The following is a 22,296-nucleotide window of genomic DNA, read 5'->3' on the forward strand; positions in this document are numbered from 1 at the left end:
ACACCCATAGAATGCTCCCCTACCACTTATACTTAGTATAAATCCATAGCTTCGGTAATATGTTTATGCCCGATTATTATCCATGCAAAACCGCTCGACTAGTGAGCTGTTACGCACTCTTTAAATGAATGGCTGCTTCCAAGCCAACATCCTAGCTGTCTAAGCAGTTTCACCTCGTTAGTTCAACTTAACATATATTTGGGGACCTTAGCTGATGGTCTGGGTTCTTTCCCTCTCGGACATGGACCTTAGCACCCATGCCCTCACTGCTGAGTAACATTTTATAGCATTCGGAGTTTGTCAGGAATTGGTAGGCGGTGAAGCCCCCGCATCCAATCAGTAGCTCTACCTCTATAAAACTTTCGCTCAACGCTGCACCTAAATGCATTTCGGGGAGTACGAGCTATTTCCGAGTTTGATTGGCCTTTCACCCCTACCCACAGGTCATCCAAAGACTTTTCAACGTCAACTGGTTCGGTCCTCCACTGTATGTTACTACAGCTTCAACCTGCCCATGGGTAGATCACTCGGTTTCGCGTCTACTACTACTAACTATGGTCGCCCTATTCAGACTCGCTTTCGCTTCGGCTCCGGACCTTAAATCCTTAACCTTGCTAGCAACAGTAACTCGTAGGCTCATTATGCAAAAGGCACGCCGTTACACAGTAAATGTGCTTCGACCGCTTGTAGGCGTACGGTTTCAGGTTCTCTTTCACTCCCTTACTTAGGGTTCTTTTCACCTTTCCCTCACGGTACTAGTTCACTATCGGTCTTTCAGGAGTATTTAGCCTTACCGGATGGTCCCGGTGGATTCATACAGGATTACTCGTGTCCCGCACTACTCAGGGTACCACTATCTTAACTTTGCTTACTTATACGGGACTATCACCCTCTTTGGTCTGTCTTTCCAAACAGTTCTAATTCACGTAGCATCGAATATTGTGGCCCTACAACCCCAATATTGCCGTAACAATATTGGTTTGGGCTGTTCCGCGTTCGCTCGCCACTACTAACGGAATCACTATTGTTTTCTCTTCCTCTGGTTACTTAGATGTTTCAGTTCACCAGGTTTGCCCCCTTACGGGTAACATGTCTTCAACATGCTGGGTTGCCCCATTCGGATATTTACGGATCATAAAATATGTGCTTCTCCCCGTAACTTTTCGCAGCTTATCGCGTCCTTCATCGCCTCTGAAAGCCTAGGCATCCTCCATACGCCCTTATTTAGCTTATTGTACTTTTTGCACTAGAATAAATTCTAGTTATGAACTCTTTATAATTTAATTTTATATAAAAATATTTCGTTAGATATAAATATCTAACTTCTCTATCTTGATTTCTTTACGATATCATTTTACCAATATGTCAATGAACTTGTGGTCTATATATTAATATTGACCGTTGTGGAGAATATCGGAGTCGAACCGATGACCTCTTGCGTGCAAGGCAAGCGCTCTAGCCAACTGAGCTAATCCCCCATTTGAAATTCAGAATTTTGAATTCAGAATTACGAATTTAGAATTCTCTAGTTTCCAGAATTTCCTTTAATATTAAATTTTTGTAGTCCCGGGCAGACTCGAACTGCCGACCTCTACATTATCAGTGTAGCGCTCTAACCAGCTGAGCTACGAGACTATAATAGCTTAATACTTATTTTTTAAAATTAACAGCAAAGAGTAAAATTTCCTTTTGTAACTCACCATCTTTCTCTAGAAAGGAGGTGTTCCAGCCGCACCTTCCGGTACGGCTACCTTGTTACGACTTAGCCCTAGTTACCAGTTTTACCCTAGGCGGCTCCTTGCGGTGACCGACTTCAGGCACTCCCAGCTTCCATGGCTTGACGGGCGGTGTGTACAAGGCCCGGGAACGTATTCACCGGATCATGGCTGATATCCGATTACTAGCGATTCCAGCTTCACGGAGTCGAGTTGCAGACTCCGATCCGAACTGTGATATGGTTTATAGATTCGCTCCTGGTCGCCCAGTGGCTGCTCATTGTCCATACCATTGTAGCACGTGTGTGGCCCAGGACGTAAGGGCCGTGATGATTTGACGTCATCCCCACCTTCCTCACTACTTGCGTAGGCAGTCTCGCTAGAGTCCTCAGCATGACCTGTTAGCAACTAACAATAGGGGTTGCGCTCGTTATAGGACTTAACCTGACACCTCACGGCACGAGCTGACGACAACCATGCAGCACCTTGTAATATGTCCGAAGAAAAGTCTATCTCTAAACCTGTCATACTACATTTAAGCCCTGGTAAGGTTCCTCGCGTATCATCGAATTAAACCACATGCTCCACCGCTTGTGCGGGCCCCCGTCAATTCCTTTGAGTTTCAGTCTTGCGACCGTACTCCCCAGGTGGGATACTTATCACTTTCGCTTAGTCACTGAGCTAATGCCCAACAACTAGTATCCATCGTTTACGGCGTGGACTACCAGGGTATCTAATCCTGTTCGCTCCCCACGCTTTCGTCCATGAGCGTCAATATATACGTAGTAGACTGCCTTCGCAATCGGTATTCTAAGTAATCTCTATGCATTTCACCGCTACACTACTTATTCTATCTACTTCCGTATAATTCAAGTCAACCAGTATCAAAGGCAGTTCCGTCGTTGAGCGACGGGATTTCACCTCTGACTTAATTGACCGCCTGCGGACCCTTTAAACCCAATGATTCCGGATAACGCTTGCACCCTCCGTATTACCGCGGCTGCTGGCACGGAGTTAGCCGGTGCTTATTCTTACAGTACCGTCAAGGCCGTACACGTACGACTGTTTCTTCCTGTATAAAAGCAGTTTACAACCCATAGGGCCGTCTTCCTGCACGCGGCATGGCTGGGTCAGAGTTGCCTCCATTGCCCAATATTCCTCACTGCTGCCTCCCGTAGGAGTCTGGTCCGTGTCTCAGTACCAGTGTGGGGGATCTCCCTCTCAGGACCCCTACCTATCGTTGCCATGGTAAGCCGTTACCTCACCATCTAGCTAATAGGACGCATAGTCATCTTGTACCGATAAATCTTTAATTAAAAAGTGATGCCACTTCTCAACATTATGGAGTATTAATCTTCATTTCTAAAGGCTATCCTCCTGTACAAGGCAGATTCTATACGCGTTACGCACCCGTGCGCCGGTCGTCAGCAAAAAAGCAAGCTTTTTCCTGTTACCCCTCGACTTGCATGTGTTAAGCCTGCCGCTAGCGTTCATCCTGAGCCAGGATCAAACTCTTCATTGTATATTTTTAATAATATGAATGAATAAGTTTCAAAAGAATTTGTCTAAATAAATTTAAACATGGTTATTCTACTCTTTGTTTACGCTGTCAATTTCAATATTTTCAATGAACTTTATTAACCTTAATAATCAATCCTATTTCAATCGATATCCTAATTAATATTTTGTAGAAATGCTAGACTCGAACTAACTGACTTTTTAAACTGTCATTCCAAAATTTCTGTGAACTAATTTGCTGTATTTCTTAGCGGCTGCAAATATAAAACTTTATTTTAATCTCACAATAAAAAATTAATCTTTTTTACCGTTATCTAAAACCTCAAGAAAACTGAACTTATTTGCCGAAAAAATCGGACTGCAAAGATACTACCTTTTTCTCCTGATAACCAAATAAAATTTAAAGTTTTTTTTAACTTTTATTTACCTTACTCAATTAATAGCTTCTACTATTTACGCCTACTCTAACAACAATCTCAATGAACTAAACTAACTAAGTACTTACTCCGTTAGCGGCTGCAAACATACAACACATTTTCTATTCTAAACTAACTTTTTTAATCTTTTTTTAATCTTTTTTTTACATACACTGATTAAGAGTGGTTTATATTTAAAGTTTTTTCATTTTCATATTAAAACAACCTTAAGATACCACATCGTAACATAGAAAACATAGTTTCTGGTCGGTTAGATGGTTAGATGGTTAGATGGTTAGATGGTTAGATGGTTAGATGGTTAGATGGAAATCTAAACTTTATTTTACACAACATAAACTATTACCTTATTATATATAGGTAATGTTCTTTATTAATACGCCCGCGTTAGGGATTGAAGCGGCATCCTTTTTTATACCAAAATAACTTAAACGGCTTATCTAAACAATAAATTGCTTCTAAAAACAAAGATGCTGAACTAAATTCAGCATAAAAAAGATATAGCGGAAAGCCCGACCTTGGTCCTGAACGCCTTCAGGATAAAGTAACGCACAAACGAAAAATTACTCCTATATATGTATACATATATATTGTACAGGTTTTAGTTTTACAATATCTTTGCCTTTCGAATATTTCCGCTTGTAGGGAAATGAAACATATATAATGATACATATTACTTTACCTGACGGAAACGTCAAAGAATTTGAAAAGAATAGCACACCAATGGATGTTGCTAAAAGCATTAGTGAAGGGTTTGCAAGAAACGTTATTTCGGCAAATTTTAACGGAACTACTATTGAAACCACTACTCTACTTACCACAGATGGTTCTTTAATACTATATACATTTAATGACGATGGAGGAAAAAAGGCTTTTTGGCATTCTTCTGCACACGTTTTAGCGGAAACTATTTTAAGTTTTCACCCGAATGCGAAGTTAACTATTGGACCCGCGATTGATAATGGCTTCTATTATGATTTAGATTTAGGCGATGAAACACTTTCTGAAAAAGATTTCCCTGCATTGGAGAAGAAATTTTTAGAGATTGCTCGTGGTAAACATGAGTTTTCTATGCGATCGGTTTCTAAAGCGGATGCTTTGTCTTTATATAAGGAAGAGAATAATGAATATAAGGTTGAGTTGATTGAAAACTTAACGGATGGCGATATTACTTTTTGTGACCATAGTAACTTTACTGATTTATGTCGTGGTGGGCATATTCCTAACACAGGAATTATAAAAGCTATAAAGATAATGAACGTTGCTGGTGCTTATTGGCGCGGTGATGAAAAGAATAATCAACTTACACGTGTTTACGGAATTAGTTTTCCTAAACAAAAGATGCTTACTGAGTATCTGGAAGTTTTAGAAGAAGCTAAAAAACGTGACCACAGAAAATTAGGTAAAGAGTTAGAACTTTTTACATTCTCTCAAAAAGTTGGACAAGGTTTACCTTTATGGTTACCAAAAGGTGCTGCTTTAAGAGGAAGATTGGAAGACTTTTTAAAGAAAGCACAAAAGAAGGCTGGTTACGAAATGGTAATGACCCCTCATATTGGACAAAAAGAACTATATGTTACTTCTGGTCATTATGAAAAATATGGTGAAGATAGTTTCCAGGCAATAAAAACTCCGAAAATGGATGAAGAGTTTTTATTAAAGCCTATGAACTGTCCACATCACTGTGAGGTATATAACTTTAAACCTTATTCATATAAGGATTTACCAAAGCGTTTTGCTGAATTTGGAACGGTTTATAGATATGAACAAAGTGGAGAACTACACGGTTTAACGCGTGTTAGAGGTTTTACACAAGATGATGCTCATATATTTTGTACTCCTGAACAGTTAGACCAGGAATTTAAAGAAGTTATAGATCTAGTATTATATGTCTTTGGTTCTTTAGGTTTTGAAAATTTTACAGCGCAAGTTTCTGTAAGGGATCCTGAGAACCCCGACAAATACATCGGTGATGTAGCAACTTGGGATATTGCTGAAAATGCAATTATTAGTGCAGCAAAAGATAAAGGTTTAGATTTTGTTATTGAAGAAGGCGAAGCTGCTTTTTATGGACCTAAGTTAGACTTTATGGTAAAGGATGCTTTAGGTAGAAGTTGGCAATTAGGAACTATACAAGTTGACTATAATTTACCTAAACGTTTCGATTTAACGTATAAAGGTTCAGATAATCAATCTCACAGACCTGTAATGATTCATAGAGCTCCATTTGGTTCTATGGAACGCTTTATTGCCGTATTACTTGAGCATACAGGAGGTAATTTCCCTCTTTGGTTAACACCAGATCAAGTTATTATACTGCCAATCAGTGAGAAATATGAAAAATATACAGAAAAAGTTTTAAATCTGCTTGAAAATTCCGAAATTCGCGCCCTCGTAGACTCACGTAATGAGAAAACGGGACGTAAGATTAGAGATGCCGAAGTAAGCAAAATACCATTTATGGTTATTGTTGGTGAAAAGGAAGAGCAAGATGGCACGGTATCTGTAAGAAAACATGGAGAAGGTGATTTAGGTACCTTTACTATTGAAGAATTCATTTCTCTAATACAGAATGAAGTTAGTAAAACCCTAGTTCCTTTTAAATAAAAATAGAAATTAACTTTTAAATATATTAGTCATAGCAATTAGAAGAAAAAGGTCGAGAAGACCATTACGAGTAATTAAAGAAGATCAACATAGAATCAATGGAAAGATTCGTGACGTAGAAGAAGTGCGTTTAGTTGGTGAAAATATTGAAGTTGGAGTTTATCCGATTTCAAAGGCAAGAGAGTTTGCAAGAGAACAAGAATTAGATTTGGTTGAAATTTCACCGAAAGCTGTACCGCCTGTTTGTAAAATTATAGACTACAAAAAGTTTATGTATGAACAAAAGAAGCGTGAAAAGGCTCAGAAATCTAAGGCTACAAAGGTTATCGTAAAGGAAATTAGATTTGGACCTCAAACTGATGAGCATGATTATGAGTTTAAAAAGAAGCACGCTATTAAATTTTTACAAGATGGCGCTAAATTAAAAGCATTTGTGTTTTTTAAAGGGCGTTCAATCATCTTTAAGGAACAAGGTCATATTTTACTATTAAAACTAGCACAAGAGTTAGAAGATTATGGTAAAGTAGAACAAATGCCAAAATTAGAAGGTAAACGTATGATTATGTTTATTTCTCCTAAGAAAACGAAATAAAAAGAGTTTTTAAAGTTTAAAAGTTCTTAAAGTTTTTAAAGTATTAGTTCATACTTAACTTTTTAACTTTATAAACCTTCAACTTTAATTACTAAAGATAATAAGCAAGATAAAAACGAGAGACAGAGATGCCTAAAATGAAAACCAAATCTAGTGCCAAAAAACGATTTAAAGTTACAGGTACTGGTAAAATCAAAAGAAAGCACGCGTTTAAAAGTCACATCTTAACAAAGAAGTCTAAAAAACGTAAGCTAGCCTTGACACACTCAACATTAGTCCACAAGGCTGATGAAGGGAACATCAAGCAACAGTTAAACTTAAAGTAAGTTTAATAAGGGAATTTAATTATTAACCATGTATTAGGCTCAAAGAATTCAAATTTTAGAATCGCCTACTACAAAACACATTGAAATTATGCCAAGATCAGTAAATTCAGTAGCCTCAAGAAAAAGAAGAAAAAAAATCTTGAAGGCAGCAAAAGGTTACTTTGGAAGACGTAAAAACGTTTACACAGTAGCAAAAAATGCGGTTGAAAAGGCTATGCTATATGCATACCGTGACCGTAAAAACAATAAGAGAAACTTCCGTTCTTTATGGATCGTGCGTATTAACGCAGGAGCTAGACAGTATGGAATGTCTTACTCACAGTTTATGGGAAAAGTAAAAGCTAACAATATCGAATTAAACCGTAAGGTTTTAGCTGATTTAGCGATGAACAATCCAGAAGCTTTTAAGGCAATTGTAGAAAAAGTAAAATAAGTTTTAATAACCTTGCTTATAATAAAAACCCAAACTTTACGTTTGGGTTTTTTTACACTTATTATATTATAAAACCAACTGTACATTATTTTTCAGATGAAAACTATACAACTAACTATTTTAAGCGCTTTATTAACTTTAAATATTTTCGCGCAACAACCAAATCAAGTTCAAGAATTTCCTAAAACTATTGAAGGTCAGTTTCAAAAACTTTACAAAAAATCTAACAATTACCAAGTTTATAAGGTAATGAGAAAAGATAATTTTTTAAAGTTACAAAAGAATGTGTTAGATAGTATTTCTGCTATTAAAAAAGAAGCTTCTAATAAACAACAAACTATTAATTCTCAACAAAAAACAATTAGCTCTTTAGAAAGTACAATATCTAAAACTAATAAAGACTTAACTGTTTCTATGACTAAAGAAGATAACATATCTCTTTTTGGACTACAGTTAAACAAAATTACTTATAACACTATTTTATGGGGAATTATAGCTGGCTTATTAGCTGGTTTATTATTTTTTATCTTCAGATATAATAATAGCAATTCATTAACTAGTGAGGCAAGAAAAGCATTGTCTGATGTTGAACAAGAATTAGAACAACACCGTAAGAAAACTATTGAAAAAGAACAGAAACTACGTAGACAACTACAAGATGAAATTAATAAACAACGTGGTGTTTAATTAAAGAATCAAGGTTTTTAGAAACAAGAATCAATACAGACTCTCAAAAGAATAAACTTTTGAGAGTTTTTTTGTTTTTAGTAATTTTGGTACATTGTTTGCAAACTAATACATAAACCAAAAGCCCATAATAGGCATTTAATAGAAGCATAAATTTATTTAACTCTTTAAATGAAATAGATGAAATCACTCTTTACCTTTATTACTATAATTTTCTTCGGAAACATTCAAGCACAAAACAACTTACCAAAAGCCGATATTATTAATACAGGCTATGGAGAATTAACCGTTCAACCCATAAAACACGGAAGTTTAGTTTTAACTTATAACGGAAAAACTATTTATGTTGATCCTACTGGTGGAAATAAAGCCTACACAGGAATTGCAAAACCAGACATGATTCTTATTACTGATATACATGGAGATCATTTTAACATGGAAACTATACAGGAATTAGATGCAAAGAATGCTGTAATTGTTGCTCCTGAAGTGGTTGCAAATGAATTAACTTACACTTATAAAAAAAACTCAATAGCTTTAAAAAACGAACAAGGTGTTCATAGAATGGGTTTCTTTATTTCTGCAATACCTATGTATAATTTACCAGAAACTGAAGATAGCAGACATACAAAAGGGCGTGGAAATGGTTATACAATAAGTATTGAAGATTTTGATATTTATATTTCTGGTGATACTTCAGCTATTCAAGAAATGAAAATGTTATATGGAATTAATTTGGCATTTGTTTGTATGAATCTACCGTACACAATGGATATTAATGAAGCTTCGGAAGGCGTTTTAGCTTTTCAACCAAAAATTATGTATCCATATCATTATAGAGGAAAAGGAATGGTTAGCGACACTAAAAAATTTAAAGAACTTGTTGATGCTGAAAAATTAGATATTGAAGTTCGCTTACGTGATTGGTATATGAAGTAAAACAGTATTCAGTATTTAGTATTTAGTATTTAGTATTTAGTATTTAAAACAAATAAATCCCAAGTTTAAGAACTTGGGATTTTCTTTTTTATGTTAAATTATGTCCCAAAACGTCCAACTTTGTCCGAGAATGTTCAATATTAGACGTTTTCGGACATTAAATTTAAATAGAGGTTTAGTTTTATAAAATGTAACTTTAAAACTATTTTATATGAAAGCTATAAATTATTTAAAACATGTTTCAATTCTTTTATCTTATTGTATTCTTTTTCAAAGTTGTTATAGCTACAAAACGATAAAAAGTAATGAAAAAGATATTGAATTATTAAAAAAATATAAGATTGATTTAAAAAACTCAAAAAGAATAAAAGGAAAGATTGTTGGCTTTTATAATGATACAGTTCAAATATTATCAAAAGGGAAAAATTTAAAAATCTCAGAAAAAGACATTAAAGAGATAAAGAAAAGAAAATTTTCTCTACTAAAAACTAGTTTAACAACCTTAACTGTAGCAGCTGTTAGTGCTCTTGCAATATTCGGCATAAGTTTTAACATATTTAAAAAGGACTTCAATCCATTTAAAAATATTATTTAAACAAGAAATCTATATGTTTTATGCTAATGAAAATAGTTAGCAAATACGCGCGTTAGGGATTGTAGCAATTGTTTGAGCTCTCACGCTTTTTTGCGTGAAGCGAGTGCGGAAAGCCCGACCTAAAAGGGAACGCCCAAAAAATTTTTATAGTAAGTATTCTACGAAAAAACCAAGTCTTTCAACTTGGTTTTTTTATGTTTATTAATTTTAAAATTGCTTCTTCCGAAACTTCGAAACGTGCAATTACTGGAATATTAAATACTTTCTCCTAATTCTTTTAATTTAGAGGTGTTTTCTGCCAACATTAATTCGTCTAATATTTTTTGAATATCGCCATTCATAATATTTGGCAAATCATATAAAGATAACCCAATTCTGTGGTCTGTTACTCTACCTTGTGCGTAATTATAGGTTCTAATTTTTGCACTTCTATCTCCAGAAGAAACCATAGAACCACGTTTTAAGGCGTCTTCTGCTTGTTTTTTAGCCAATTCCATATCGTACAAACGAGAACGTAATACTTTAAAGGCTTTCTCTTTATTTTTATGTTGTGACTTTTGATCTTGACATTGCGCAACCAAACCTGTTGGAATGTGCGTTAAACGAACCGCCGAATAGGTTGTATTTACAGATTGACCTCCTGGACCTGATGAACAGAAAAAATCTATACGTACGTCTTTTGGGTTTATCTCAACATCAAACTCTTCTGCTTCTGGAAAAACCATGCAAGTAGCGGCAGAAGTATGCACACGACCTTGAGTTTCCGTTTGAGGAACACGTTGTACACGATGCACACCGGCTTCAAACTTTAAAATTCCATAAACATCATCTCCTGTAACTTCAAACTGAATTTCTTTAAATCCACCGTTTGTTCCTTCAGAATAATCTACCGTAGAAACTTTCCAACCTCTACCTTCGCAATATTTTGTGTACATTCTAAATAAATCTCCGGCAAAAATACTTGCTTCGTCTCCACCTGTTCCAGCACGCAATTCTACAACCGCATTTTTATTGTCTTCTGGGTCTTTAGGAATTAGTAAAAACTTAATCTCTTCTTCCAATTCTGGAATACGAGTATTTGCTTCATCTATTTCCATTTTAGCCATTTCCACCATTTCCGCATCACTTCCGTCGTCAATAATTTCTTTTGCTTCTTCTATATTGTTTTGTAAACGTTGGTATTCATCACCTCTTTTTACAACATCTCCTAAATCTTTATACTCTTTACTTAATTTAGCATAACGTTTCTGATCCATAATAATTTCTGGTTGAATTATTAAATCGGAAACCTCATCAAAACGCTGCTTTACAATTCTTATTTTATCTAACATTGGGTGTCTTTTCTGAAATGCGAATTTACGTTTTTAAAAAGAGAAAAAAGAATAGAGAGCATAGAAAAAAGAAGTTTATAAAAGCAAAAACAAATCTCTTTCAATTTTAAATTTAGTAAGTTTGAAAAACATTCTTATAAAACTTATAAATGAAAACATTTTGTTCCATACTAATACTACTTTTCTTACTGAATTCTTGCCAAACGGAAACCAAACAAAACTACCCTGATTTTCTATTAGGAAAATGGCAACGCACAAATGATGAACTTGGAAAAACAACTTTTGAGAATTGGGAAGATAATTATACAGGAATAGGATTTACTTTAAAGAAAAACGATACTGTTTTCAAAGAAACATTAAGTATAATTTCTAAAAATGATACGCTACATTTAAAAGTTGAAGGTGTAAATGAACAACCAACTTTATTTAAATTTACCGAACAAACGGATAGTTCTTTTGTTTGTGAAAATCCACAAAATGAATTCCCAACAAAAATTGAATATTGGTTAGAAAACAAACAATTAAAAGCGAAGGTTTCTAATGATGAATTTGATGTGGAGTTTGTTTTTGAGAGAATGGAATAAAGAAAATGAAAGCTAAAGAACAAATTAAGGAGTTTTTAGAACCTGATAAGTTTTGGGATATTTTAGGAATTAAATCTCAAGAAGATTTTATTAATAAAATAATTACTAAAGGAAGATTTCATAAAAATGTCCCTGAAAAAATTAAAAATGATTATAAAATAGTTGAAAGATTATTATTCTTTAGTTACTACAATTATCCAATAATTGATGAAGCATTTGGGAAATTGACAAGGATTTTCGAAGCAAGCATAAATTTAAAAATCGAAGAGTTAAAAATTGAGAAAAAAGGGTTTGAATCTCTTAATTCTAAAATAAAACGACTTGAAAAATATTCATCAAATGAACTTCATAAAGAATGGTTACATTCTAAAAACTTAAGAAATACTTTTGCTCATCATAAAGCAGGAAGATTAATGGGAATTATCTTAATTAATACTTTCAAGCATATTATCAATATGATTAATTCTGTATTTCTAACAAAGAATGAAATATTAGAATTAGAAAATTCACTCAAATTAATAAAACAGAAAACAAATCATCTCGAAGAAGGATTGTTTATAATGGAATATAAAGGAAAATCTTTTCTAATTTGGTCAATAATTGCTTATACTTCAATAATTAAAAATGGAATAGAAAAATCATTTTGGGTATTTCATCCAGTTTATCAAAGAAAAACAATTGAAAAGATTTCAGATTTCCCAAACCCATTTCTACTAAATTTAAAAAAAATAAAGATAAATCCTAATGGGTTTATTGCTGAAGTAATAGAAAGTAAAGAGATAATTAAAATTCAAAAAACAGATAATAAAACTAATCAAGAAAAGTATTTTGAACATAAATTTCAAATGAGAAACATCGATTTGAAATTAAAAGAAAATTATTGGTTCTTTTTAGAGAGTGAATTAAAAAAAGGGGTTTCAGAATTTATATATAATTATACTTGGGAATAAACATTATAGTTAATAACGTTTATAATTCACAGATGATTATAATCAACATACTAAAATAGTAAATTTACTTCTCCTCATTAAAAAACACTTTATAGTATTTCATTTTTTTCTCTTCGTCGTAACCTCTTTCTAAATATTCTGAAGAAGCGTCTGGCGCATCTACATCTATTGATATTTTGATATTTGTATCAAGTTTAATTTCAGTTTTAAACTTACTTTTTTCCTTTTTAAGTACTACATCAGAAACTTCAAAATTGTTTCTAATTAAGACATCGTTTAAACCTTCGAAGTGTTTTTTGTAGTCTTCAAACTTTTCTTTGTGTTTTTCTTCTTCAAAAATTTCATCTTTAAAAGTATGATAATCTACATTTTCATGCTCTTTAAAATAATCTACCGTATTGGCTAAAAAAGTACTTTGCTCCTGTTTACCAAGCTCGGGTTTTATTACTTCTTCAGAAAATTCTTTACACATTTCTAAATAGTTTTGTGTGTGCGAATTCCTGTCATCAGCATATTTTACATTCAGGAAGTTTTTAATCCAATATTGTGCATCGTAATTATTGTTATCTACTGATAAAACAACGGTTCCTTCAGCATCTGTTGTATTTAAAACGATACAACCTTTGTCTAATTTTTTGGTTGAAATCCCTTTTTGAACCACCACATCAAAACTATCTTCTTCTAAATAGGTTTGGAAAAAATCGACCTTATTTTCAATTTTAAAGACACCAACACCTTGCACCATCATGTCTTTGTAATCTAAATTATCAAACAACACCACTAAAACATCTCCTGCTTTAATTTGCGCCGAATTAGATTGCTCATACAAATGATTTACAATGTTTTTAGAATATTCAATAAATGTTTCATTATCTCCAAAAACTTCATGAGAATAGTTGTTCATTTCGTTTAAACGAACATCTGCATGATGATTAAAACGGTAACTTTGCGTAACATTTGCAAAGGGTTTTAATAAAAACGGCATTAATAATTCGTAACTTTCTTCATCAAAACGCACCAAACTTTCAGACATAGCATTCTGTCCGCTATTGTACTTGTTCCCTACTTTATGAATTATACATTTACTTATTTCTGCGCGTGTTCTTTTAATCATATTAGCCCATCTTAATCTTCCCGAAGGGAAGAAATTACAGTGTGGTTACTGGTTTATTTTTGTTAATTTTTATTTTGAGATTCCTGCCTTCGCAGGAATGACAATTTTAATGTAATTCTCTAATATTCAAAAGTTCCGTATTCACTTATAATAGTCAGTTTTTTAGACTCTGAAGCCTCTACCTTACCAATAATTTTAGCATCTACGTTAAACGATTTTGAAATTGAAATAATGTCTTCTGCTATTTCAGGAGAAACATACAATTCCATTCTATGTCCACAGTTAAAAACTTGATACATTTCTTTCCAATCGGTTTTAGATTGTTCTTGTATTAGTTTAAATAATGGCGGAATTGGAAACATATTATCTTTTACAATGTGTAAATTATCTACAAAATGTAAAATTTTAGTTTGCGCGCCACCAGAACAATGAATCATTCCGTGCACATCTTCCGAAGTAAACTTAGAAAGGATTTCTTTTATAATTGGCGCATAGGTTCTTGTAGGAGATAGCACTAATTTACCTGCATCAATTGGAGAATTTTCAACGGCATCAGTCAATTTTGTATTTCCTGAATACACTAAATCAGTTGGAACAGCAGCATCAAAACTCTCTGGATATTTGTCTGCCAAATATTTATGAAAAACATCGTGTCTTGCAGATGTTAATCCGTTACTTCCCATTCCGCCGTTATATTCAGTTTCATAGGTTGCTTGTCCAAAAGACTCTAAACCTACAATTACATCACCAGCTTTTATGTTTGCATTATCAACAACATCTGTACGTTTCATACGAGCTGTTACTGTAGAATCTACAATAATTGTTCTTACTAAATCACCAACATCAGCAGTTTCTCCACCCGTTGAATGAATTGTTACTCCAAACTTTTTTAAATCCGAAATTAATTCTTCTGTTCCGTTTATAATTGCTGATAAAACTTCACCAGGAATTTTACTTTTATTTCTTCCAATGGTTGAAGACAACATAATATTATCGGTTGCACCAACACACAATAAATCATCAATATTCATTATTAACGCATCTTGTGCAATTCCTTTCCAAACAGAAATATCTCCCGTTTCTTTCCAATACATATACGCTAAAGAACTTTTTGTTCCTGCGCCATCTGCGTGCATTATTAAGCAATAATCTTCATCATTTGTAAGATAATCTGGTACAATTTTACAGAATGCTTTAGGAAATAATCCTTTATCTATATTTTTAATTGCATTATGAACATCTTCTTTAGACGCAGAAACACCTCTTTGTGCATATCTCTTAGAAACTTCTTGACTCATTATATAATTGTTGTTGTGTTGTGAATGCAAATTTAACTTTCTTTTATTTGGCATCATAAAAAAAACCGAATGATTTTCATCATTCGGTTTTTATAATTACATATTCTATTTGATGTTATTCCCAATCTGGCATTAAAGCATTTTGAAAAATTTCTTCTTTAGTTCCACCACTAACAGCTGAAAAGAATATTTTCTTTTCTGATATACCATCATTAGATGTGTTTACAAATATAATTTCTGCTTCATTTGGAGAAAACCTTGGATCTAAATCGTTAGTACCTGAGGGTTTTCCTGTAAGAATTTCATTTTCTATCATTGAAGAAAAATCATATATAAAAATTCTATTATCTAGTTTTCTATAATTTGAAGCTTGAAAATTACTAACATCTTTTGTGTAAAGCAACGTGTTACCATCTATTGAGAAATTTAAACCTCCTAAGGCACCTACGTTAGAGGAAACAACTGTATCTATAATTGTTCCACTCATATCTATTGTATAAATATAACCATCATAACCATCAGAATCGTTGGTTCTTACAGCTATTTTAGTTCCATCGTTACTCCAATCGCACTCAGTAATTAAGTGCCCATTTGTTGTTTGATGAATTAACTGTAAACCACTTCCGTCTTTGTTAATCATATACAATTTATCGAAACTTGGATATATAAATTTATCTCCAGATGTAGACCAAGAATAGTCAATTTCATTTAAATCAAAAGTATTAATAGGTACATTTGAAGTAACTCTATTTATCTCAGAACCATCTGGTTTCATTGTAAAAAGATGCGCTTCATTGTTAAACAGTTTTAGAAAAGCTATAAGGCCAACTGTATTATTTTTCCTTGGTCTCCATGAATTAGCTGATGTTTCTGTTAATTGAACTGTATTTATTGCACTAGAATCATCATCTATGTTAGATGAATAAATTACATTATTACCTCCCTCCACCTTAACATAAGTGTATCTGTTTTCAGGATTTTCTGTTACTGTAAAAGTGTTTGATGAACTTAATACTTCTGTGTTTATATTATCGTTTGCAGCAACTTGCCAAAAATATTTTCCTCCAAATTTTAAATCTGAAACTACATAAGTAGTATCTGTGAGGCTTTCTACATTTATTACATCAGAATTAAAATCGTTTTTAATTTCTAATCTATACGTTATTGGATCCTCATCTATATCTGAAGAAGACCACACTAATTCTACAGAATTATCTGTATCTATAGTACCATCAATTGGTGCTATTAATTCTGGAGTTGTAGGCGGATTGTTTAAAGCAGAAGAAATTTGCATTTCAAAAACGATGTTTACTGTAGCTCCGACATCTAGTGTAACAGGTTCAAAAGTGTTTAAAAATCCTTCTTTTGAAGCTTCAACTGAATATTCATTAACTGGTGCTTCTTCAAAAATGAAATTTCCATTTGCATCAGTAAATGTTGTATTATTTGTTGGAGAGAGTGTAACTTTTGCGTTTTCTATTGGTTCAAAACTATTAGCTTTTACAACCTTTCCTGTAATCTCACCAAATTCTACTCCACCAACAGTATTATCTTCACTACAGTTAACAAAAACTGTAAAAATTAATAAGATTAATATTTTTTGTAATTTTTTCATCTTCTTAGTTTAAAAATAAAAATTAATACCCGCTCTAATATTCCAAATTTGGTCCTTTCTTTGGCCACGAACTAAATTATCTAAACTATCTGTGGATAGAATATTATGTTCTGCATTTACAGTTAAGCCCCAGTTATTAGTAAGAAGGTATTCTAAACCAAATCCATATTGAAATTTAAAATACGTATCACTAAGGTTTTTCTTTGAAACAGAACCTATACCTGCATATAAAAAAGGTGTAAACCTATCATAAGGCAAAATATTATATTCGAAATTGGCGTTAGAGTTTATAAAAGATTCATAAAAGATACCTGTATTTTCTAATTCAAATTTACCTACACCAAGAGATAAAGCAAATCTTGGATCTTTTAATAAATATTTAAATTTAAAATCGAAACCAAAACTAAATGCTGCGTTACTATAGTCTCCATTAATTCTTGAGGCACCTGCGGTAGCATTAATAGAGTTTCTTCCTCTTCTTAATTCTTGTTTTCTATTAAATAACTTAGTAGCATCTGCTTCTTTTTTCTCTTCTTCGTAATTTTTTTTCACTAAATCTACAACCGCTTCTCCACCTGCTGGTTGCCACAATCCATCAATAATCCCTTCTGTAATTAACAGCTCTACTGCTTTATCTATCGCTTCTTTAACTGCTAACTGAGCAGGTTCATTTTTTGTTACTCCAGTTTCTGCCTCTAATAACCTTCTTAAAGATACAAACCTATATAAGTTTGCTGAAATACCTTGAGACAATATAGTTTTGGAGGCGTAAACGTTTTTTAATATTTTTCCGTTATTAGTAGATACAGCTCTTAAATAAACTGTAATTCTATCTTGTCTATATTGGTTTGAAGCACCAACTCCAAAATATCTTAAACCAGAACCTCCTGTTATTATATTAGAATCATAAGAAACGACGCCTCCTTCAATAATAACATCTGCAAATAATAACGGATATAATTTTACAGGTTGATTGTTATTAGAATACTCTTGCCTTGTGTTTCTAATTATTTGACGTTCATTTAATAAGTTACTAATATTTTCTCTTTCTATAGTAGTAAACCAATTAGATTCTTCAAGGGATTTTAATAAAATAGTTGTACCTCCTTGAGTTACTGCAGTGCTAAATGTAGATCCATTCTCTACAGGTTTGTATTGCCCTGTTTGGTCTTTAAACTTATATACTCCAACAACTTTTTTAGCTTTTGGCAATATATTTTTTACACTAGAAACGGTAGATGTGTTTTCTCCAATTCTAGCTTTTGTTTGAATTAATGGCTGATTAAAGTAAGCGCCACAACCAACAAATAAAAAAGCAAATAATAAGCACAATATGCTTATGGTAATTTTTTTCATAGTCTTTTTAGTTAGTTATTTGGTATAGTTATATAAGTTTGTTCTCCTGTTGATGTATTTAAAATACTAACACTTAAACCACCAACACCTGGTGCAACTTCTACTACTAAAGATCCAAAAACATAAGTTCCTACAGATAAATCTTCTGTACCAATTTGTTCTTGAAATAAACTTTGTGATAAAGAGTTTAAGAGTTGTCTATTTAAATTTTCTGTAAAGTTATCTATTTCAGAAGGTTGCTCAAATTGATTGTTAGATGATTCTTGAAAATCATTTTGTGCATTTGCTGAAGCTAAAACTTGTTGATAAGCAAAAGCATCTGTTCCTCCAAAGAAAATGCTTATCGGTTTATATACTATTGCTTGAGAAAAAATAGCATTTGTAACTAAAAAAAATAGCATTACTAAAATATTTTTACTAATTTTCATAACATTAATATTTGTTAGTTTTATATATCTCTCTACGCTTTTTATCATAACTACTTATTCTTTCTAACACATACTTTACATGTGCTTTTAGATATTCTTCTCCTGGTTTTGAAAAGAACTCATGGATTTTATAATCTTCAACCTCTATAGATAATATGCTAGATCTTCCCATTCCTGGTTTTTCTTTTATCTTTATTATAAAGGGGTACTTTCTACTAGAAAGCAAATAGGCTTGGTAGAAATAATCGTGAAAGTCTCTACCTATTTTTGTAAAAGCTTCATTTGTGACTATTCCTTTTAAAACAAAATTATTTTCTATTTGACCTTGTGTTCTTTTTTTAGCAACTCCTTTAACATTGATCCAAATAGAATCTTTTGAAATCAATTTATCTTTATATTTTATAAATAAATAAGAACGTAATTCTTCTTTATTGCTTAAATTTAGCCTAATTACTGCTTGCTCTTTTTCTTCGTGTGGTTTTAAAGAAAACTCTCCAGACTGTTTATTGTTTGAGTAATTACCATCTTCTCCTTTTTTTAGCGCTATAAAATTATATGTTAATTGATCTTTAAATAATTGACCTTCATTTTCTACAAGCGCTCTCAAGATAACAAAATTATCTTGCTTTTCAACATTAATTTTACTGGAAATATCTTTGTTTGTTTGTGAACTTAAAGTGCACGCGATAAAAATAAACAGAAAGGTATGTAGATATTTCTTACCCATTTACTTTATTTATAGTTTTTAATTACTATGCTCTTAAAATTGGATTTCTGTATTATTTCCATACCGTTCATTATTGAATTTGAACCATAAATTTGTAACGAATTAGAATTACCTTCCTGCAAAATATTAAAATTAATTGGTGTTTTATTATAATAATCAATAAAACCATAATAATTTTCTCTCCCTATTTGACTAATATTTTGTTGTGTTTTTTGAGATTGTGTTACATCTGCCACATTATATGTTCCTATTTGGTTTAGAATAACTTGATTCTGATTCCCAATGTTTAACTGATTAACGCTTATTAATGAATTTATGTTATTTGTTGTTATTAATTTACTTTGATCAAAAGTATTTTGTTCATTTGAAAAATAAGTAGGTGATTTTTGAGAAAACAAAGAATTACTGATTAATAGTATACTTAGCACTAATAAAACTGTTATATATTTTTTCATAATCAAAAATTTAAAACTTGTTAAATTTAAAAAAAGCAAGAGAATTAAAAAAATCTCTTGCTTTTTAAATAATGTCAAAAGACTAAATATTACATACCAGTTTGGTTAATTGTAGCAGTATTTCTTCCGAATTGAACTACTAAACTAGCATTTCCACTTCCAATTGCATCTTGGTTTACAATTGCAGAGTTTCCTCCAAATCCTAATAAATCTCCTTGTAAAACAATACTAGAGTTAGCAGCACCTGTTGAGTTTTGAGTTACATCAGCTCTATGACCATCTGTAGCACTAGATTGGATTACTAAAGAAGTACTAGCATATAAACCACCAGCTACTGAAGTTTGTCTTTCTCTAGACCAGTTGTTAGCTCCAGATTGAACAGCCGTAGCGTCATTATTACTACCTCTTTGTCTTTGAACCGAACGGTTATCTGTACCCATTTGATAAATAGTAGCTGTACTACCTGCAACACCATCTGCTCCACTACTTTGGTTTTGTCTAGCATAGTTATTACCATACCCTAAGAAACCTGTACCAATTTGTGTAACTGAAGCATTATTATTATCAAAACGTTGTCTTTGCATAGAAGTATTTAATCCTCCTGTTTGATCAGCTGAAGCCATATTGTCTTCTGCATTACCAACACCTACATCTTGTGTAGCATCATTACCCCATCCTAATTGATCAACAGTACCAATATTTCTATTACCTTGCTGACTTACATCAGAACTATTTAATAATCCTGTTTGATTAATAGTTGCCATATTATCATCCCCACCATTTCCTGCACCATAAAAGGTACCATCTTGATTTACATTAGAACTGTTATTGATACCCATTTGAGTAACAGTAACATCGTTAAAAAAACCGTTTTGGTAAGAATTGTTTGTGTTTTGCGCGAAAAGCGCTCCTGTAGCTAATACCATAGCTAAACTTAATAATTTTTTCATGATAAATAATTTTAAAATACGTTAGTTAAAAATTTGCATAAAAAATATTCATATTCTTTTTACAATAGAATACATTAATGCTTAATAAAAATTTAAGGGTAAAATAAAATCAGGGTAAAATGTAATTTATTAAGGTGTAATTTACATTTTCATCAACTCAAATTTAGAGTTGTACTTATAAACTATATAGTTTGTTCGTTTAAACACTGCTAATATATAACTTTTTTTCAAAAAAAAAACATCTATACAATTAAAACGACAATATATAATTTATAAAAATCATAAAAACTCAACAAAAACAAGCCCCTCAATGAAATATTAACTTTATTCACATTCTAAAATATAGGAAAAATACCTATAGCTGCTAAGTGTATTTCTAAATCATTTATAACATCCCTATCTTATTGTATCTTTTTTTATAGTTATATAAAATTATAATATCAGTAAAATAAAGTATTAAAATTAATGATTTGGTAAAAAACACCCAATCTTGTCATTTTTTAAGTCAAAAGCTTAAAAATATTTTATATTTGTTGCTAAGTTTTAACACATTACAACAACACATTATGGCAAAAATTAAATTAGAATACATTTGGTTAGATGGGTATTACCCAACTCAAAACATGAGAAGTAAAACCAAAGTTGAAGAGCATGAAAACTTTAAAGGTACAGTTGAAGAATTAGGACTTTGGTCTTTTGATGGTTCTTCTACAAAACAAGCTTCTGGAGGAGCATCTGACTGCATTTTAAAACCAGTGGCTATTTATCCAGATCCAACTCGTAGAAATGGATGGTTAGTTATGACTGAAGTTATGAATGCAGATGGTACTCCACATGTTTCTAATGCACGTGCAACTATTGAAGATGATGATAACGATTTTTGGTTTGGATTTGAACAAGAATACTTTATTATGAATACTAGCACAGAATTACCTTTAGGTTTTCCAAGAGGTGGTTACCCAGCTCCACAAGGAATGTACTATTGTTCTGTTGGTGGTAAAAATACCCATGGACGTGATTTAGTTGAGGAACATGCAGACTTATGTATTGATGCTGGTTTAAACTTTGAAGGAATTAACCAAGAAGTCGCTTCTGGTCAATGGGAATTTCAATTATTTGCAAAAGGCGCTAAAAAAGCTGGAGATGAAATTTGGATTGCTCGTTATTTATTAGATAGGTTAACTGAAGGTAAAGGAATGTATATTGAATACCACCCAAAACCATTAGGAAAAGATATGGACTGGAATGGATCTGGAATGCACGCTAACTTCTCTAACACAATCTTAAGAACTTGTGGTTCTAAAGAAAAGTATGCTGAAATTTGTGAAGCTTTTCGTCCTTTAGTAAAAGAACACATTGAAGTTTATGGTGAGCATAACGAACAACGTTTAACTGGAGATCATGAAACTGCTTCTATTAACGACTTCTCTTGGGGAGTTTCAGATAGAGGAGCCTCTATTCGTATTCCAATTATCGCAGTAGAAAAAGGATATAAAGGATGGTTAGAAGACCGTAGACCTTCTTCTAACGGAGATCCATATAAAATTGCAGCAAGAATTATTAAAACGGTTAAGCCGATTAAATAATCTCAAAGCTTTGTATATACAAAAAACGCTAACATTAATTTGTTAGCGTTTTTTTA

Annotated in this window: 19 protein-coding genes, 2 tRNA genes and 2 rRNA genes (1 of these 23 cut by a window edge); 10 read left to right on the forward strand and 13 right to left on the reverse strand. The window is 32.4% G+C overall.

What is annotated here, in order from left to right; all coding sequences use genetic code 11:
* The 4 genes from LPB136_RS06755 to LPB136_RS06770 all read right to left on the reverse strand — a co-directional run.
* Positions 1-1,235, reverse strand: a 23S ribosomal RNA gene (locus LPB136_RS06755); it reaches 1,640 nt to the left of the window's first position.
* Between the two features lie 169 nt (positions 1,236-1,404).
* A tRNA-Ala gene (locus LPB136_RS06760) sits at positions 1,405-1,478 on the reverse strand.
* 83 nt (positions 1,479-1,561) lie between these two features.
* Positions 1,562-1,635, reverse strand: a tRNA-Ile gene (locus tag LPB136_RS06765).
* A 78-nt stretch (positions 1,636-1,713) separates the two neighbouring features.
* Positions 1,714-3,237, reverse strand: a 16S ribosomal RNA gene (locus LPB136_RS06770).
* Together the 16S and 23S rRNA genes with 2 tRNA genes alongside form the textbook arrangement of a ribosomal RNA operon.
* A 1,093-nt stretch (positions 3,238-4,330) precedes the next feature.
* On the opposite strand from LPB136_RS06770, the gene thrS reads away from it, so the two are divergent.
* From thrS to LPB136_RS06805, 7 genes are all read left to right on the forward strand, one after another.
* A complete protein-coding gene (gene thrS / locus LPB136_RS06775; RefSeq protein WP_072555388.1) occupies positions 4,331-6,274 on the forward strand; it encodes a threonine--tRNA ligase in 1,944 nt (647 codons plus the stop codon).
* Between the two features lie 73 nt (positions 6,275-6,347).
* Positions 6,348-6,866 carry a translation initiation factor IF-3 gene (gene infC, locus LPB136_RS06780; protein ID WP_072555389.1) on the forward strand — a complete coding sequence of 173 codons (519 nt, stop codon included), beginning with the start codon at positions 6,348-6,350 and terminating at the stop codon, positions 6,864-6,866.
* A 128-nt stretch (positions 6,867-6,994) separates the two neighbouring features.
* Positions 6,995-7,192, forward strand: a complete 198-nt coding sequence (gene rpmI, locus LPB136_RS06785) for a 50S ribosomal protein L35 (protein ID WP_072555390.1) — start codon at positions 6,995-6,997, stop codon at positions 7,190-7,192.
* Between the two features lie 88 nt (positions 7,193-7,280).
* Positions 7,281-7,625 carry a 50S ribosomal protein L20 gene (gene rplT, locus LPB136_RS06790; RefSeq protein WP_072555391.1) on the forward strand — a complete coding sequence of 115 codons (345 nt, stop codon included), beginning with the start codon at positions 7,281-7,283 and terminating at the stop codon, positions 7,623-7,625.
* A 96-nt stretch (positions 7,626-7,721) separates the two neighbouring features.
* Positions 7,722-8,312, forward strand: a complete 591-nt coding sequence (locus LPB136_RS06795) for a hypothetical protein (RefSeq protein ID WP_072555392.1) — start codon at positions 7,722-7,724, stop codon at positions 8,310-8,312.
* 180 nt (positions 8,313-8,492) lie between these two features.
* A complete protein-coding gene (locus LPB136_RS06800) occupies positions 8,493-9,251 on the forward strand; it encodes an MBL fold metallo-hydrolase (RefSeq protein ID WP_072555393.1) in 759 nt (252 codons plus the stop codon).
* 211 nt (positions 9,252-9,462) lie between these two features.
* Positions 9,463-9,846: a hypothetical protein gene (locus tag LPB136_RS06805; protein WP_072555394.1), complete on the forward strand. Its 384-nt coding sequence runs from the start codon at positions 9,463-9,465 to the stop codon at positions 9,844-9,846.
* 254 nt (positions 9,847-10,100) lie between these two features.
* Here the strand turns inward: LPB136_RS06805 and prfA are convergent, their stop codons facing one another.
* The gene (gene prfA, locus LPB136_RS06810; RefSeq protein WP_072555395.1) at positions 10,101-11,177 is read right to left on the reverse strand and encodes a peptide chain release factor 1; all 1,077 of its coding nucleotides are present in this window, start codon (positions 11,175-11,177) and stop codon (positions 10,101-10,103) included.
* Between the two features lie 149 nt (positions 11,178-11,326).
* Here prfA and LPB136_RS06815 point away from each other — a divergent pair, with 149 nt between their 5' ends.
* Together LPB136_RS06815 and LPB136_RS06820 are read left to right on the forward strand one after the other, a co-directional pair.
* On the forward strand, positions 11,327-11,761 hold the full coding sequence (locus LPB136_RS06815) for a DUF6265 family protein (RefSeq protein WP_072555396.1): 435 nt from the start codon (positions 11,327-11,329) through the stop codon (positions 11,759-11,761).
* A 5-nt stretch (positions 11,762-11,766) separates the two neighbouring features.
* On the forward strand, positions 11,767-12,711 hold the full coding sequence (locus tag LPB136_RS06820; RefSeq protein ID WP_072555397.1) for a hypothetical protein: 945 nt from the start codon (positions 11,767-11,769) through the stop codon (positions 12,709-12,711).
* Positions 12,712-12,775: 64 nt separating this feature from the next.
* Here LPB136_RS06820 and LPB136_RS06825 read toward each other — a convergent pair whose 3' ends face one another.
* From LPB136_RS06825 to LPB136_RS06860, 8 genes are all read right to left on the reverse strand, one after another.
* The gene (locus tag LPB136_RS06825; RefSeq protein ID WP_072555398.1) at positions 12,776-13,825 is read right to left on the reverse strand and encodes a nucleoid-associated protein; all 1,050 of its coding nucleotides are present in this window, start codon (positions 13,823-13,825) and stop codon (positions 12,776-12,778) included.
* Between the two features lie 119 nt (positions 13,826-13,944).
* Complete coding sequence (locus LPB136_RS06830) at positions 13,945-15,123, reverse strand: AIR synthase related protein (RefSeq protein ID WP_072555399.1); 1,179 nt, start codon at positions 15,121-15,123, stop codon at positions 13,945-13,947.
* A 115-nt stretch (positions 15,124-15,238) separates the two neighbouring features.
* Entirely contained in the window at positions 15,239-16,738 is a 1,500-nt protein-coding gene (locus LPB136_RS06835) for a carboxypeptidase regulatory-like domain-containing protein (protein WP_072555400.1), read from the reverse strand.
* A gap of 9 nt (positions 16,739-16,747) precedes the next feature.
* On the reverse strand, positions 16,748-18,094 hold the full coding sequence (locus tag LPB136_RS06840; RefSeq protein WP_072555401.1) for a CsgG/HfaB family protein: 1,347 nt from the start codon (positions 18,092-18,094) through the stop codon (positions 16,748-16,750).
* A gap of 11 nt (positions 18,095-18,105) precedes the next feature.
* Positions 18,106-18,522: a curli assembly protein CsgF gene (locus tag LPB136_RS06845; RefSeq protein ID WP_072556939.1), complete on the reverse strand. Its 417-nt coding sequence runs from the start codon at positions 18,520-18,522 to the stop codon at positions 18,106-18,108.
* Positions 18,523-18,526: 4 nt separating this feature from the next.
* Complete coding sequence (locus LPB136_RS06850; protein WP_072555402.1) at positions 18,527-19,249, reverse strand: CsgE family curli-type amyloid fiber assembly protein; 723 nt, start codon at positions 19,247-19,249, stop codon at positions 18,527-18,529.
* Between the two features lie 5 nt (positions 19,250-19,254).
* Positions 19,255-19,704, reverse strand: coding sequence for a hypothetical protein (locus LPB136_RS06855; protein WP_072555403.1), 450 nt, complete (start codon positions 19,702-19,704; stop codon positions 19,255-19,257).
* Between the two features lie 89 nt (positions 19,705-19,793).
* Complete coding sequence (locus tag LPB136_RS06860; protein ID WP_072555404.1) at positions 19,794-20,654, reverse strand: hypothetical protein; 861 nt, start codon at positions 20,652-20,654, stop codon at positions 19,794-19,796.
* Between the two features lie 566 nt (positions 20,655-21,220).
* Here LPB136_RS06860 and LPB136_RS06865 point away from each other — a divergent pair.
* Complete coding sequence (locus tag LPB136_RS06865; RefSeq protein WP_072555405.1) at positions 21,221-22,240, forward strand: glutamine synthetase beta-grasp domain-containing protein; 1,020 nt, start codon at positions 21,221-21,223, stop codon at positions 22,238-22,240.
* Positions 22,241-22,296: the final 56 nt, after the last annotated feature.

The organism is Tenacibaculum todarodis (genome assembly GCF_001889045.1).
Classification (GTDB): domain Bacteria; phylum Bacteroidota; class Bacteroidia; order Flavobacteriales; family Flavobacteriaceae; genus Polaribacter; species Polaribacter todarodis.

Coding starts and splice junctions, on each gene's coding strand:
- thrS (WP_072555388.1), top strand. CDS start 4,331: ATGATACATATTACTTTACCTGACGGAAACGTCAAAGAATTTGAAAAG.
- rpmI (WP_072555390.1), top strand. CDS start 6,995: ATGCCTAAAATGAAAACCAAATCTAGTGCCAAAAAACGATTTAAAGTT.
- rplT (WP_072555391.1), top strand. CDS start 7,281: ATGCCAAGATCAGTAAATTCAGTAGCCTCAAGAAAAAGAAGAAAAAAA.
- LPB136_RS06795 (WP_072555392.1), top strand. CDS start 7,722: ATGAAAACTATACAACTAACTATTTTAAGCGCTTTATTAACTTTAAAT.
- LPB136_RS06800 (WP_072555393.1), top strand. CDS start 8,493: ATGAAATCACTCTTTACCTTTATTACTATAATTTTCTTCGGAAACATT.
- LPB136_RS06805 (WP_072555394.1), top strand. CDS start 9,463: ATGAAAGCTATAAATTATTTAAAACATGTTTCAATTCTTTTATCTTAT.
- prfA (WP_072555395.1), bottom strand. CDS start 11,177: ATGTTAGATAAAATAAGAATTGTAAAGCAGCGTTTTGATGAGGTTTCC.
- LPB136_RS06815 (WP_072555396.1), top strand. CDS start 11,327: ATGAAAACATTTTGTTCCATACTAATACTACTTTTCTTACTGAATTCT.
- LPB136_RS06820 (WP_072555397.1), top strand. CDS start 11,767: ATGAAAGCTAAAGAACAAATTAAGGAGTTTTTAGAACCTGATAAGTTT.
- LPB136_RS06825 (WP_072555398.1), bottom strand. CDS start 13,825: ATGATTAAAAGAACACGCGCAGAAATAAGTAAATGTATAATTCATAAA.
- LPB136_RS06830 (WP_072555399.1), bottom strand. CDS start 15,123: ATGAGTCAAGAAGTTTCTAAGAGATATGCACAAAGAGGTGTTTCTGCG.
- LPB136_RS06835 (WP_072555400.1), bottom strand. CDS start 16,738: ATGAAAAAATTACAAAAAATATTAATCTTATTAATTTTTACAGTTTTT.
- LPB136_RS06840 (WP_072555401.1), bottom strand. CDS start 18,094: ATGAAAAAAATTACCATAAGCATATTGTGCTTATTATTTGCTTTTTTA.
- LPB136_RS06845 (WP_072556939.1), bottom strand. CDS start 18,522: ATGAAAATTAGTAAAAATATTTTAGTAATGCTATTTTTTTTAGTTACA.
- LPB136_RS06850 (WP_072555402.1), bottom strand. CDS start 19,249: ATGGGTAAGAAATATCTACATACCTTTCTGTTTATTTTTATCGCGTGC.
- LPB136_RS06855 (WP_072555403.1), bottom strand. CDS start 19,704: ATGAAAAAATATATAACAGTTTTATTAGTGCTAAGTATACTATTAATC.
- LPB136_RS06860 (WP_072555404.1), bottom strand. CDS start 20,654: ATGAAAAAATTATTAAGTTTAGCTATGGTATTAGCTACAGGAGCGCTT.
- LPB136_RS06865 (WP_072555405.1), top strand. CDS start 21,221: ATGGCAAAAATTAAATTAGAATACATTTGGTTAGATGGGTATTACCCA.